A 13,493-nucleotide genomic window follows, 5' to 3' on the forward strand; every position below is an offset into this window, starting at 1 on the left:
ACCTCATTCCGAGGTCCCGCCCCGCCTCCTTCTTTGGGACCAGGCCGGTGCCCGTAACGGGTCGATGATCACTGCTGCTGGTAGCGTGCTTCTGCACAAGGGTTGCAATAAGAAGTCGTAAGCAGTTGGAGAGGCTCGGCATGGCCACCTACACACTTCCTGAACTTCCGTACGACTACTCGGCGCTGGCCCCGGTCATCAGCCCCGAGATCATCGAGCTGCACCACGACAAGCACCACGCGGCGTACGTGAAGGGCGCGAACGACACCCTGGAGCAGCTCGCCGAGGCGCGCGACAAGGACCAGTGGGGCAGCATCAACGGCCTGGAGAAGAACCTCGCGTTCCACCTCTCCGGCCACATCCTGCACAGCATCTACTGGCACAACATGACCGGCGACGGCGGCGGCGAGCCGCTGGAGAAGGACGGCGTGGGCGAGCTGGCCGACGCCATCGCCGAGAGCTTCGGCTCGTTCGGGAAGTTCAAGGCCCAGCTGACCAAGGCCTCGGCCACCACCCAGGGCTCCGGCTGGGGCGTGCTGGCCTACGAGCCGGTCACCGGCCGGCTGATCGTCGAGCAGATCTACGACCACCAGGGCAATGTCGGTCAGGGCTCGGTGCCGATCCTGGTCTTCGACGCCTGGGAGCACGCCTTCTACCTGCAGTACAAGAACCAGAAGGTGGACTTCATCGAGGCCATGTGGCAGGTCGTGAACTGGCAGGACGTCGCCAAGCGGTACCGCTCCGCTCAGGAGCGCGCGAACAACTTGCTGCTGGCGCCGTAACACCGTTACAGACGTCCTGCCTCGTGATCGTCTTCTCACCCTTCACCCGGCAGGCGGAATGACGGAGAGCCCCCACACGTCCGATACGTGCGGGGGCTCTCCCATGGCTGCACACAAACCTCAGTCGAAAATCGGGCCCTGCGTCCGGGTCCGCTTGATCTCGTAGAAGCCCGGGATCGAGGCGACCATCAGGGTGCCGTCCCAGAGCTTGGCGGCCTCTTCGCCCTTGGGAGCCGGGGTGACGACCGGGCCGAAGAAGGCGATCTGGTCGCCGTCGGAGCCGGGGACGGCGATGACCGGGGTGCCGACCTCCTGGCCGACCAGCTCGATGCCCTCCTTGTGGGAGGCGCGCAGCTGTGCGTCGTACTCGTCGGAATCCGCCGCGTCCGCCAGCTCGGCGGGCAGGCCGGCCTCCTTGAGGGCGTCCACGATCGTCTCGCGGCTGCGCTCCAGGCCGCGGTTGTGGAAGCGGGTGCCGAGCGCGGTGTAGAGCGGGCCGAGCACCTCGCTGCCGTGCTGCTCCTCGGCGGCGATGCACACCCGCACCGGGCCCCAGGCCGTGGCCAGCAGCTCGCGGTACCCCTCGGGCAGCTCGTCGAGCCGGTCCTCGTTCAGTACCGCCAGGCTCATCACATGCCAGCGCACCTCCACCGGGCGGACCTTTTCCACCTCCAGCATCCAGCGGGAGGTCATCCAGGCCCAGGGGCACAGCGGGTCGAACCAGAAGTCTGCCGGGGTCTTCGCGGTCTCGGACACGTCGTCTCCTCGTGAAAGCGGTGCTGCGGAGTGGGGATACACAGGGCTGTTCCGTGGAAGCTTCAACCGTCGGGGGGCGTGCCATGATTCCCCGTGTTCGATATTCGAGACGAGGACGAGGGAGTCACGTCGTGCCAGGTGAGAATCTGTCCCGGGACGAGGCACGTGAGCGGGGCCGGCTGCTGAGCGTCGACGGCTACGACGTGGCGCTCGATGTCCGCTCAGCGGTCGGCCAGGGGGCGACCGCCGCCACGTTCCGGTCCCGTACGACCCTCCGCTTCCGCTGCACCGAGCCCGGTGCCTCGACCTTCGCGGATCTGCTGGCACCGTCGGTCACCTCCGTCACCCTCAACGGCCGGGAGCTCGACCCCGCCGTGGTGTTCGACGGCAGCCGGATCGCCCTGGACGAGCTGGCCGCCGAGAACACCCTCGTCGTCGATGCGCAGTGCGCCTACAGCCGGACCGGCGAGGGCCTGCACCGCTTCGTGGACCCCGAGGACGGCGAGGTCTACCTCTACACCCAGTACGAACCCGCCGACTCCCGCAGGGTTTTCGCCAACTTCGAACAGCCCGACCTCAAGGCCCCGTTCACCTTCGAGGTGACCGCGCCCGAGGGCTGGCGGGTGCTCAGCAACGGCGCGCAGGAGGGCGCGGCCGAGGGCGGCCGGCACCGCTTCGCGACGACCAAGCCGATCTCGACGTACATCACGGCCGTGGTCGCCGGCCCGTACCACTTCGAGTCCGACGTCTACCGCCGGACGTTCGAGGACGGCGCCGAGCTGGAGATCCCGCTGGGCGCGCTGTGCCGCAAGGGCCTGGCGAAGCACTTCGACGCGGACGACATCTTCACCGTCACCAAGCAGGGCCTGGACTTCTTCCACGACCACTTCGACTTCCCGTATCCCTTCGGGAAGTACGACACCGCGTTCGTGCCGGAGTACAACCTCGGCGCGATGGAGAACCCGGGCTGTGTCACCTTCCGCGAGGAGTTCATCTTCCGCGGCAAGGTGACCGAGGCGTCCTACGAGCGCCGGGCCAACGTCATCCTGCACGAGATGGCGCACATGTGGTTCGGCGACCTGGTCACCATGCAGTGGTGGGACGACCTGTGGCTCAAGGAGTCCTACGCGGACTTCATGGGCGCCTTCGCGCAGGTGGAGGCGACGCGCTTCCGGGACGGCTGGATCACCTTCGCCAACCGCCGCAAGTCCTGGGCCTACCGCGCCGACCAGCTGCCCTCCACCCACCCGGTCACCGCCGACATCCGTGACCTGGAGGACGCCAAGCTCAACTTCGACGGCATCACGTACGCCAAGGGCGCCGCGGTGCTCAAGCAGCTGGTGGCCTATGTGGGGCAGGACGCGTTCCTGGAGGGCGCGCGGCGCTACTTCAAGCGGCATGCCTACGGCAACACCCGGCTGACGGATCTGCTGGCGGTGCTGGAGGAGACGTCCGGCCGGGACATGGCGGCGTGGTCGCGGTCCTGGCTGGAGACGGCGGGCGTCAACTCCCTGACCCCCCAGGTCACTTATGACGCACACGACCGGATCACCGAGCTGAGCATCCTCCAGGAGGCGGCGCCCGCCCATCCGGAGCTGCGGCCGCACCGGGTCGCGGTGGGCCTCTACCGGCGGCAGACCCCGTTCTCCGCGAACGGGGACTCCGCGCTGGTGCGCTACGCCCGCGCCGAGGTGGATGTCGCCGGGCCGCGGACGGCCGTGCCGGAGCTGGCCGGTCTGGAGCGGCCCGAGCTGATCCTGGTCAACGACGACGATCTGACGTACTGCAAGGTCCGCTTCGACGAGGGTTCGCTGGCCACCCTGCGGGCCCGTCTCGACGATCTGACCGACCCGATGGCGCGGGCACTGTGCTGGGCGGCGCTGTGGGGGCTGACCCGCGACGGGCTGATGCCGGCCCGCGACTACCTCGATCTGGTGCGGCGGTTCGCCGGCCGGGAGACCGAGATCGGCGTTCTGCAGTCGCTGCACGGCCAGGCCCAGACGGCGCTGGAGCACTACACCGCGCCGGACCGCCGGGAGATCGCCGCCCGCGAGCTGGCCGAGGGCGCGCTGCGCGAGCTGCGGCTGGCCGAGCCCGGCAGCGGCCACCAGCTCACCTGGGCCCGGCACTTCGCCGCCGTCGCCACCACCGCCGCCGATCTCCAGCTGCTCAAGGGCCTGCTGGAGGGTACGGCGAAGATCGACGGGCTGGAGGTGGACCAGGAGCTGCGCTGGGCGTTCCTGGAGCCGCTGGCCGGGCACGGCGTCGCGGACGAGGCCACCATCGCCGCGGAGCTGGCCCGTGACGACACCGCTTCCGGCAAGCGCCACCAGGTGCGCTGTCTGGCCGCCCGCCCGTCCGCCGAGGTCAAGGCGCAGGCATGGGCGGATGTCGTGGAGTCCGATGCGCTCTCCAACGCCCTGGTGGAGGCGACGATCAGCGGGTTCGTGCAGCTCGGGCAGCGGGAGCTGCTGGCCCCGTACGCACCGCGCTACTTCGCGGTGATCGAGCGGGTGTGGCAGGAGCGCTCCATCGAGATCGCGATGGATGTGGTGCGCGGGCTGTTCCCCGGCTGGCTGGTGGAGCGGTCCACGCTGGACGCCGCGGACAACTGGCTGGACGAGCACGCCCAGGCGGCGCCCGCGCTGCGCCGGATGGTGCTGGAGGAGCGGGACGATCTGGCCCGGGCGCTGCGCGCACAGGCTTGTGACGAGGCGGCCGGGCGAAGGCCGTAACCTCCGGCGCGAGCAGCCCTTTTCGGCAGTCGAACGCCCGTACTTTAGTACAGGGTTGTCCGGTTTGTGGTACGGGCGTGTAACAACGGTTAGGGGGTGGAGCGGGCGCGGGAATCGGGCAGACATGAACCACGACACCCCGCTCTCCCCCCTCCCCCTCCAGCACCTCTCCGACAGCCACCGCCGGGTGCTGACCACCCGTCAGCTGCGTGAGCACGGCGTCCCGGCGGCCGAGACCACCGAACGCTGCCGCCCCGGCGGCAGCTGGCAGCAGGTGCTCCCGGGCATCTATCTGCTGCACCCGGGGCCGCCCACCAGCGAGGAACGGCTGCATGCGGTGCTGCTGTACGCCAGTCATCGGGGGCCTACCGTGCCCCGCCAGGGCAGTCCGTCCGACGGCACCCCCGAGGCGATGATCACCGGCCTGGCGGCGCTCGCGCTGCACGGCTTCAACGAGGCGCCCCCGCTGCTCGCCCTGGACCGCATCGAGGTACTGGTCGCCCGTACCCGGCGGCTGCGCTCGACCGGTTTCGCGCGGATCGTCCGGGCGGCCGAGCTGCCCGCGTCGCAGGAGATCACCGGGGTGCCGACCGCGCCGGTGCCGCGCGCGCTGGCCGACGCGATCGGCGTCCTGACCGACGCCTCCACGGTGCGCCGGCTGCTGACCGAGGCGGTACGCAGCGGGCACTGCGAGGCACCCACGGTGGTCCGGGAGCTGAGCCGGGCCCGGCTGCTGACCCGGCCGCATGTGGTGGACGCGGTCGAGACCCTGCTGGCCGAGGGCCGGGCGCTGGCCGAGCAGCGGCTGTACGCGATGGTGTGCGAGCACGGCCTGCCCGAACCGCTGTGGAACGTCGATCTGCGGCTGCCGGGCGGCCCGCACCTGGGCGGTGTGGACGCCTTCTGGCCGGAGTACGGGGTGGCCGTGGAGATCGACACCCGGGCGCCGCGCCCCGAGGAGGACCCGCTGCACTCGGCGTTCGACCACAAGCGCGAGCATCTGGAGCGGCTCGGCATCACCGTCGTCCGCGCTCTGCCGCGCACCCTGCGTGAGGTGCCGGAGCAGCAGGCCGCGGTGGTGCGTACGGCCCTGATGGCGGCGCCGGACCGGGGGCCGAGCACCTATGTGGTGGTACTGCCCCGTTAGCGGCCCCGGCCCCCGGCCGTCAGCGCCGCTTGAGCAGCAGCTCGACGTTGCGGTCCCGGGCCGTGCCCGCCAGGTCCGTACGGGCCTCGGGGGCGTTGAAGGACAGCTCGCGGTAGAGGGCGGCCAGCCCGGTCTGCGAGAGGTCGGTGAAGTCCGTGCGGTGCGGGGCGGCCGACTCGACCAGGGTGGTGAACAGCGACAGCGTGCCGTCGTGGTTGTCCACCAGCTCGATGACCCGGGCCAGCTGCGGGAAGTCTATGTGCGAGGCGGTGGAGACCTCCCAGAAGCTGCCGTGCGCAGTGATGTCGTTCTTGTGGCTGTGGCCGTTGATCCAGCCGACGACGCGGGGGTGGGCGGCCAGCAGCTCGACCAGCTCCGCACCGCCGTGCCGCTTCTCGTGCGGGCGGGCCGGGTCGGGCCGGGTGTTGTTCATCGTCTTGCTGGTGTGGTGGCTGAAGACCAGCACATGCAACCGGTCGCCCTTCTCGTTCGCCTTCAACGTCCGTTCCAGCCAGCGCAGTTGGGCGTCACCGACCGAGCCGGTGTAGTGGCCGCCGGGGTCGGTGGTGTCCAGGCTGATGCCGAGGACGTCGTCGGAGACCTTGAAGGTGTAGTAGAGGCGGTCCTCGGCGAGATGGGCCGCGGTGTAGCCGTGGCCGTGCGGGCCGGGGCCGGTGTGCGCCGGGTCGAGATGGGCGCGCAGATATTCGGCGCGGGTGAAGGGAGCGCGCCGCTCGTCGGGGGTGACCGCCCTGGCCTGCCTGGCGTGGGACTTCACCAGCCGCTTGAAGTCCTCCCCCTTGGGGTCGAGGCCGTCCTTGACCGCCTTCCACACCTTCGCGGCCTCGGCGGCGGGCAGCGTCTCCAGCTTGCGGCCGCCGGTGGCGAGCTCGGTCCAGAAGGGGTCGCCGGGGGCGTAGCAGCCGCCGGGCAGCGAGTCGTGGTTACCGACCGTCGAATACCAGGGCAGCCGCAGCCCCGGGCTGTGGACGGTGCGGATCGCGGCGTCCAGGAACCCGTGCAGCTGCGGGAAGCCCAGCTTCTTGTCGGCGTCGCGCAGTGCGCTGTCCGGCTGCCAGTACAGCTTCAGCCCGCTGTCCTGGACGCCTTCGTAGCGGCGCGGGTCGCCGGAATTGGGAGTGATCCGCCCGCCGCTCATCGCGGTCAGGAACCACTGGAGCTCCAGCTTGGAGTTGTTGTCGGTGTTGTCGCCGGTGGTCATCACGAAGGACAGCGGGGCTCCGGTGGCGGGCCCGCCGGGCAGCGCGTTGACCCGCTCGATCAGCGAGACGACCCCGGCGACGGAGAGCGCCTCCTGCGGCCGCCAGGCGCTGGCGGTCTCGGCGCGCAGATATTCGTAGCGCAGCGGGCTCTGCACATCGACCAGGTGCAGGTCGGTGAACTGCACGAACGACGCCAGCGCGGTACGCCGCCGGTCGCGTCCGCCGTGGGCCGCGGCCAGCTCGGCGCGTACCACCCGGTCCCAGGCGGGGCCGTCGGCGAGCCGGCGGTAGCCTCCGCTGCCGCGCGGGGTGGCCACGCCGCCGAGGGTGGTGCCCGTGGCGTACGGCGCGCGGGGCACGGCGGGGGCGTCGACCGGTACCGGCGCGGCCGGGGCCGGGCCCGGGGTGACGGTGGCGGCCTGGGCCGCCCGGTCGGGGCCGATGCCGAAGGCGAGCCCGAGCCCGGTGGCGGCACCGACGGCTCCGGTGGCGGTGAGGAACGTACGGCGGTCGAGAGTGGCGGCGGACCGTATACGGGACATACGCGGGCTCCCCGAGTGCGAACGCGAAGGCGGCCGGGCAGCACAACTGCCCTGTCACCTGGGATCGTTGGCATCGGGGATGACCTGCGCGTGAACGCCACCGCAACGCAGCGGGCCCATCACCGCACAGGGATCTGCCGGCCACCGGGCGGTCACGGAGTGCTGCCCGAGGGTGCGGCCGGCGGTCACCGGGTGTTCACTCCACGGGGTATCCCCACCGCACGGGCGCACCTACCGTGAGGGTGTCGGCACGCTCCGTCGCCGTCCGGCCCGTCGACCCGCCACGTATTGGAACTGATTGGACAAGGCGACGGGTGTCACACACATGATGGAGGCACTACTGAGCAGGTGTTCCGAAGCAGACACCCATGTCAGGCCGGAAAGAAGGAGTCCCATGAGGATCGGAATCGTCGGAGCCACCGGACAGGTCGGCGGCGTGGTGCGGGGCATTCTCGCCGAGCGCAACTTCCCGGTCGAGCAGCTGCGGCTGTTCGCTTCGGCCCGGTCCGCCGGACGTACGCTGCCGTGGCAGGACACCGAGATCACGGTCGAGGACGCGGCCACCGCCGACTACTCGGCGCTGGACATCGTCATCTTCTCGGCCGGCGGCTCGACGTCCAAGGCGCTGGCGGAGAAGGTCGCGAGCGCGGGCCCCGTCGTGATCGACAACTCCTCGGCCTGGCGCCGTGACCCCGAGGTCCCGCTGGTCGTCTCCGAGGTCAACCCGCAGGCCATCACGGACCGGCCCAAGGGCATCATCGCCAACCCGAACTGCACGACCATGGCCGCGATGCCGGTGCTGCGCCCGCTGCACGACGAGGCCGGTCTGGTCTCGCTGGTCGTCGCCACCTACCAGGCGGTCTCCGGCAGCGGCCTGGCCGGTGTGGAGGAGCTGGACGGCCAGGTCCGCAAGGCCGTCGAGCAGGACGCCACCAAGCTGACCCACGACGGCTCGGCCGTGGAGTTCCCCGCTCCGGACAAGTACGTCCGCCCGATCGCCTTCAATGTGCTGCCGATGGCCGGCTCGATCGTCGACGACGGTCTGGGCGAGACCGACGAGGAGCAGAAGCTCCGCCACGAGAGCCGCAAGATCCTGGAGATCCCGGAGCTGAAGGTGTCCGGCACCTGCGTCCGCGTCCCGGTCTTCAGCGGCCACTCGCTGCAGATCAACGCCCGCTTCGCGCGTCCGATCACCGCCGCCCGCGCCCAGGAGCTGCTGGCCGGCGCCCCCGGCGTCACCCTCTCCGAGGTGCCCACCCCGCTCCAGGCCGCCGGCCAGGACGCGTCCTTCGTGGGCCGCATCCGCCAGGACGAGACCGTCGAGCACGGCCTGGCGCTGTTCGTCTCCAACGACAACCTCCGCAAGGGCGCGGCGCTGAACGCCGTCCAGATCGCGGAGCTGGTCGCGGCGGAGCTGCGCGGCTGATCCGCGCCACGCACCGCCCGGGTGCCCGTACGGAGGCTTCCTCCGTACGGGCACCCGCCGTTTGTGGGGCTGCGCGGGTTTTGTGGGGCTGCGCGGGTCAGGCCCGCCGCACCTCGAACTGGAAGCAGCCGTACTCCAGCGCCCGTACGTGCACCAGCACCACCTCGGGGTCGGCGAACGCCTCGTCGAAGGCCGCGTCGAATCCGGCCCCGGCGTCCTCGGGGATCTCGAAGTACCGGCCGCCGACGATCTGCCCCTCGGCGTTGTAGCGGCGCAGGGTGCGCAGCGCCCCCGGCCGTGCGAACGGGTACCCCGCGCCGGTGGCGGCGGCCGGCCCGTCGCACTCCTCGGCATGGAGGAACACCGGCCCCTGCTCGTCGTACGCCCCGGGGTCCGCCCCCGTCTCGTCCGCCCAGCGGCGCAGCGGCGCATACGCGACGAGCGCGACCCGCTCACCGGGCTCGATGGCCCGCAGACAGCAGCGCAGCGGACTGCCGACGCACTCCACGGGGGTGCCGTCCTCGTGGGCGGTGAACGGCAGGACGGGCCGGCCCGCGTCGTCGGCCGCGCGGAGCTCCTTGAGGGCGGTGGCCCCGATGGGGCGGGGGGTGTACTTCGCGGTCTGCTTCGTCATCCCCCCAGCGTCGGCCCCGCACCGGCCCGTCCACCGGCGGAAATCGGACGTTGCATTCCGGATATCGGGCACCCGGGCATGAACACCAGCCTCCATCGGGCCGGGTCACCGTGGAAGGATGGCCGAAGAGTCCGATGCGAGACGCATGCGAAGGAGATGAACGGGTGCCTGGCACGAATCTGACCCGCGACGAGGCGCAGCAGAGGGCGCGACTGCTGACCGTGGACGCGTATGAGATCGATCTCGACCTCTCCGGTGCGCAGGAGGGCGGTACGTACCGGTCCGCGACGACGGTGCGGTTCGAGGCCGCCGAGGCGGGCGCGGACTCGTTCATCGACCTGGTCGCGCCGGCCGTGCACGAGGTCGTGCTCAACGGCGAGGCGCTGGATCCGGGCGAGGTGTTCAAGGACTCGCGGATCGCGCTGCCGGGGCTGCGGGCCGGGCGTAATGAGCTGACGGTCGTCGCGGACTGCGCGTACACCAACACGGGTGAGGGGCTGCACCGGTTCGTCGACCCGGTGGACCAGCAGGCGTATCTCTACACCCAGTTCGAGGTGCCGGATGCCCGGCGGGTGTTCGCGTCCTTCGAGCAGCCGGACCTGAAGGCGACGTTCCAGTTCACCGTGAAGGCCCCCGAGGGCTGGACGGTGATCTCCAACTCCCCGACGCCGGAGCCGAGCGGGAACGTGTGGCGCTTCGAGCCGACGCCGCGGCTCTCGACCTATGTCACCGCGCTGATCGTCGGGCCGTACCACAGCGTGCACAGCACGTACGAGAAGGACGGGCGGTCGGTGCCGCTGGGCATCTACTGCCGGCCGTCGCTGGCCGAGCACCTGGACGCGGACGCGATCTTCGAGGTCACCCGGCAGGGCTTCGACTGGTTCCAGGAGAAGTTCGACTACGACTACCCGTTCGCGAAGTACGACCAGCTCTTCGTCCCCGAGTTCAACGCCGGTGCGATGGAGAACGCGGGCGCGGTGACCATCCGCGACCAGTACGTCTTCCGCTCGAAGGTGACGGACGCGGCGTACGAGGTGCGCGCGGAGACGATCCTGCACGAGCTGGCGCACATGTGGTTCGGTGACCTGGTCACCATGGAGTGGTGGAACGACCTGTGGCTGAACGAGTCGTTCGCCACCTACACCTCGATCGCCTGCCAGGCCTACGCCCCGGGATCGAAGTGGCCGCACTCCTGGACGACGTTCGCCAACTCCATGAAGACCTGGGCGTACCGGCAGGATCAGCTGCCGTCCACGCACCCGATCATGGCCGAGATCCGTGATCTCGACGATGTGCTGGTCAACTTCGACGGCATCACGTACGCCAAGGGCGCCTCGGTGCTCAAGCAGCTGGTCGCGTACGTCGGCATGGAGGAGTTCTTCAAGGGCGTACAGGCGTACTTCAAGGCGCACGCCTACGGCAACACCCGGCTGTCGGACCTGCTCGGCGCGCTGGAGGAGACCAGTGGCCGCGATCTGAAGACCTGGTCGAAGAAGTGGCTGGAGACGGCCGGGATCAACATTCTGCGGCCGGAGATCGAGGTGGACGCGAAGGGCTCGGTCACCTCGTTCGCGGTGCGCCAGGAGGCGCCCGCGCTGCCGGCCGGCGCCACGGGCGAGCCGGTGCTACGCCCGCACCGCATCGCGATCGGCTGCTACGACCTCAAGGACGGCAAGCTCGTCCGCACCAGCCGGATCGAGCTGGATGTGGACGGTGAGCGCACCGAGGTGCCGTTCCCGAAGGACACCCCGCGCCCGGCCGTGTTCCTGCTCAACGACGACGATCTGTCGTACGCGAAGGTCCGGCTGGACGAGGAGTCGCTGAAGGTCGTCACCGAGCACCTCGGGGACTTCACCGAGTCGCTGCCGCGCGCGCTGTCGTGGGCGTCGGCCTGGGACATGACGCGCGACGCCGAACTGGCCACCCGCGACTATCTGTCGCTGGTGCTGTCGGGTATCGGCAAGGAGACGGACATCGGTGTGGTCCAGTCGCTGCACCGCCAGGTGAAGCTGGCGCTGGATCTGTACGCGGCACCGGAGTGGCGCGACACCGGTCTTGCGACGTGGACCGAGGCGGCGCTGGAGCACCTGCGGGCGGCCGAGCCGGGCAGCGACCACCAGCTGGCGTGGGCCCGGGCGTTCGCCGCCTCGGCCCGTACGGACGCACAACTGGATCTGCTGCAGGGCCTGTTGGACGGTACGGAGGAGATCTCCGGGCTCGTCGTGGACACCGAGCTGCGCTGGTCGCTGCTGGAGCGGCTGGCCGCGACCGGCCGGGCGGACGAGAAGGCCGTCGCGGCGGAGCTGGAGCGGGACAAGACCTCGGCGGGCGAGCGGCATGCGGCAACCGCCCGCGCGGCACGTCCGACCCCGGAGGCGAAGGCCGAGGCCTGGGCCTCTGTCGTCGAGTCCGACAAGCTCCCGAACTCCCTCCAGGACGCCGTCATCGGCGGCTTTGTGCAGACCGATCAGCGTGAGCTGCTGGCGCCGTACACCGCGAAGTACTTCGACGCGGTGAAGGGCATCTGGGAGTCCCGCAGCCATGAGATGGCGCAGCAGATCGCGGTGGGCCTCTACCCGGCGCTGCAGGTCTCGCAGGAGACGCTGGACGCCACGGACGCCTGGCTGTCCTCGGCCGAGCCGAGCGCGGCACTGCGCCGCCTGGTCACCGAGTCGCGGGCGGGCATCGAGCGGGCGCTGAAGGCACAGGCGGCCGACGCGGCTGTTTAAGCGCCCCCACGTTGGGGATCCGCGCGTCGCAGATGCCGCCGGACCCTCGCCATGTGGGTTGCTCGCCGTGGCGGCGGGATTTGATTCCGCCGCCACGGCAGATGGTGACGTCCGCTCAGCCGTTGAGTGCGTCGAAGCGGCGGACGAGCTCGGCGCGGCCGGCCTCGGTGAGGTCGCCGTGCAGGCGCATCCGGGCGAGGCCGCCGTCCGGGAAGACGTCCAGCCAGACGTGTGTGGCGGTGACCCTGCGCGGCAGCACGAAACGGTGCGGGGTGTCGGGCTGCAGCTTCGTCCGCGGCAGGATCTCGAACCACGAGGCGTCGTCGGCGGGGTCACCGGCGGCCGCGTCGCAGCCGTGCAGCGCGGCCCAGCCCGCGGAGTTGCCCTTGAGGTAGGCGGTGTCGATCTCCACCGCGCGGATCTCGCCCTGCGCGGCGAGGCGGAAGCGCACCCAGTCGTGGGTGCCCTTGACCCGGCGGCGGCGGTTCTCCCAGCCGTCGTCCATCTTGCGGGACAGATCGGGCTGGATGATCTGGGTGGGCGAGGAGTAAAAGCGGTCGGAGGCGTCCTCGACGGTGCCGCCGTGCATGACGGAGGCCAGGTCGAGGGTGCCGAGCACGTCCAGCCACTCCGGGTCCGGCACGACCTCGCCGTAGACCCGGAGGCGGGCTATGCCGCCGTCGGGGTGCTGCTTGAGGCGGAGGTGGGTGAAGCGGCGCTCGGCGGTGACCTCGAAGCCGTTGGCGGCGTGACCGCGGACGGGTGTGCGCGGGACCAGCTCCTCCCACTTCACGTCGTCGGCGAGCAGGTCCTCGGGGCCGGGGCTGCCGGGCAGCGCGGTGGCCTCGACGGTGACCTGCTGCGGGTAGTTGCCGCGGAAGTGGGCGGTGTCGACGATGACGCCGCGGATCACGCCGGGGGCGGCGAGGCGGATCAGCGCCCAGTCGTGCTCGTCGTCGGTCGGGAAGGGGTGCTCCCCGTCGGCGCCGCGGCGGCGCCGGGTCTCCCAGCCGTCCATGATCTTGCCCTTGTGGCCGAAGTGCTCCGGGTCGAAGACCGCCGGAGTGGGCTTCAGCAGGTTCTCGCGCTCGGCGAAGAACTCGTCGTTCGCGGCGATCACACCGGCGCCGAAGCGGCGGTCGGCGAGATCGACGAGCGAGGTGAAGGGGAAGTCCCCGCCGCGGTAGTCGGCGTAGGGGTCTCCGCCACCGTACGGGTTGGCGTCGTTGGCGTGCGGATCAGTGGGGTCGGCGGCCGGGGTGGTGGTCATCGTTGCCTTTCGAAGGAGCGGGTTGCGGACCGCTCCACGGTCGCAGCGGACCACCCCACAGGTCCATCGAAAGTTCTTGAGGGTTATGTTCAGCTGGGCTGAACAGTTGGGTCCCCTTGGGCCTGGGCGGCCGCCGCCTGCCGGAGCGCCGCCAGCACCCGGGCCAGGCCCGGTGCGCCTTCGGAGCCGCGCCGGGCGGCCGCCACCACATGGCGGCGCGGCTGGTCGGCGTGCAGCACCCGCAGCGCG

General features: G+C 70.7%; 9 protein-coding genes. 5 read left to right on the forward strand and 4 right to left on the reverse strand.

All coding sequences use genetic code 11. The annotated features are described in order from the left end of the window. The first annotated feature begins 140 nt into the window (after positions 1-140). A complete protein-coding gene (locus tag DY245_RS36710) occupies positions 141-782 on the forward strand; it encodes a superoxide dismutase (protein WP_128511428.1) in 642 nt (213 codons plus the stop codon). A gap of 120 nt (positions 783-902) precedes the next feature. Here the strand turns inward: DY245_RS36710 and DY245_RS36715 are convergent, their stop codons facing one another. Further along, positions 903-1,538, reverse strand: a complete 636-nt coding sequence (locus tag DY245_RS36715; RefSeq protein ID WP_128511429.1) for a mycothiol-dependent nitroreductase Rv2466c family protein — start codon at positions 1,536-1,538, stop codon at positions 903-905. A gap of 131 nt (positions 1,539-1,669) precedes the next feature. Here DY245_RS36715 and pepN (DY245_RS36720) point away from each other — a divergent pair, with 131 nt between their 5' ends. Both pepN (DY245_RS36720) and DY245_RS36725 read left to right on the forward strand, forming a co-directional pair. Then, entirely contained in the window at positions 1,670-4,273 is a 2,604-nt protein-coding gene (gene pepN, locus DY245_RS36720; protein WP_128511430.1) for an aminopeptidase N, read from the forward strand. A 124-nt stretch (positions 4,274-4,397) separates the two neighbouring features. Continuing rightward, positions 4,398-5,420 carry a hypothetical protein gene (locus tag DY245_RS36725; RefSeq protein WP_128511431.1) on the forward strand — a complete coding sequence of 341 codons (1,023 nt, stop codon included), beginning with the start codon at positions 4,398-4,400 and terminating at the stop codon, positions 5,418-5,420. A gap of 19 nt (positions 5,421-5,439) precedes the next feature. On the opposite strand, the gene DY245_RS36730 is transcribed toward DY245_RS36725, so the two are convergent. Then, positions 5,440-7,185, reverse strand: a complete 1,746-nt coding sequence (locus DY245_RS36730) for a TIGR03767 family metallophosphoesterase (RefSeq protein ID WP_128511432.1) — start codon at positions 7,183-7,185, stop codon at positions 5,440-5,442. Positions 7,186-7,579: 394 nt separating this feature from the next. Between DY245_RS36730 and DY245_RS36735 the strand changes: the two genes are divergently transcribed. Further along, the gene (locus DY245_RS36735; protein WP_128511433.1) at positions 7,580-8,611 is read left to right on the forward strand and encodes an aspartate-semialdehyde dehydrogenase; all 1,032 of its coding nucleotides are present in this window, start codon (positions 7,580-7,582) and stop codon (positions 8,609-8,611) included. Between the two features lie 97 nt (positions 8,612-8,708). Here DY245_RS36735 and DY245_RS36740 read toward each other — a convergent pair whose 3' ends face one another. Further along, the gene (locus tag DY245_RS36740; protein WP_128511434.1) at positions 8,709-9,245 is read right to left on the reverse strand and encodes a DUF1203 domain-containing protein; all 537 of its coding nucleotides are present in this window, start codon (positions 9,243-9,245) and stop codon (positions 8,709-8,711) included. A 164-nt stretch (positions 9,246-9,409) separates the two neighbouring features. Here DY245_RS36740 and pepN (DY245_RS36745) point away from each other — a divergent pair, with 164 nt between their 5' ends. Further along, positions 9,410-11,974, forward strand: coding sequence for an aminopeptidase N (gene pepN, locus DY245_RS36745; protein WP_128511435.1), 2,565 nt, complete (start codon positions 9,410-9,412; stop codon positions 11,972-11,974). A 115-nt stretch (positions 11,975-12,089) separates the two neighbouring features. Here pepN (DY245_RS36745) and alc read toward each other — a convergent pair whose 3' ends face one another. Continuing rightward, positions 12,090-13,244 carry an allantoicase gene (gene alc, locus DY245_RS36750; protein ID WP_128511436.1) on the reverse strand — a complete coding sequence of 385 codons (1,155 nt, stop codon included), beginning with the start codon at positions 13,242-13,244 and terminating at the stop codon, positions 12,090-12,092. Between the last annotated feature and the right edge of the window lie 249 nt (positions 13,245-13,493).

This window comes from Streptomyces inhibens, from assembly GCF_003389455.1.
Lineage (GTDB): Bacteria > Actinomycetota > Actinomycetes > Streptomycetales > Streptomycetaceae > Streptomyces > Streptomyces inhibens.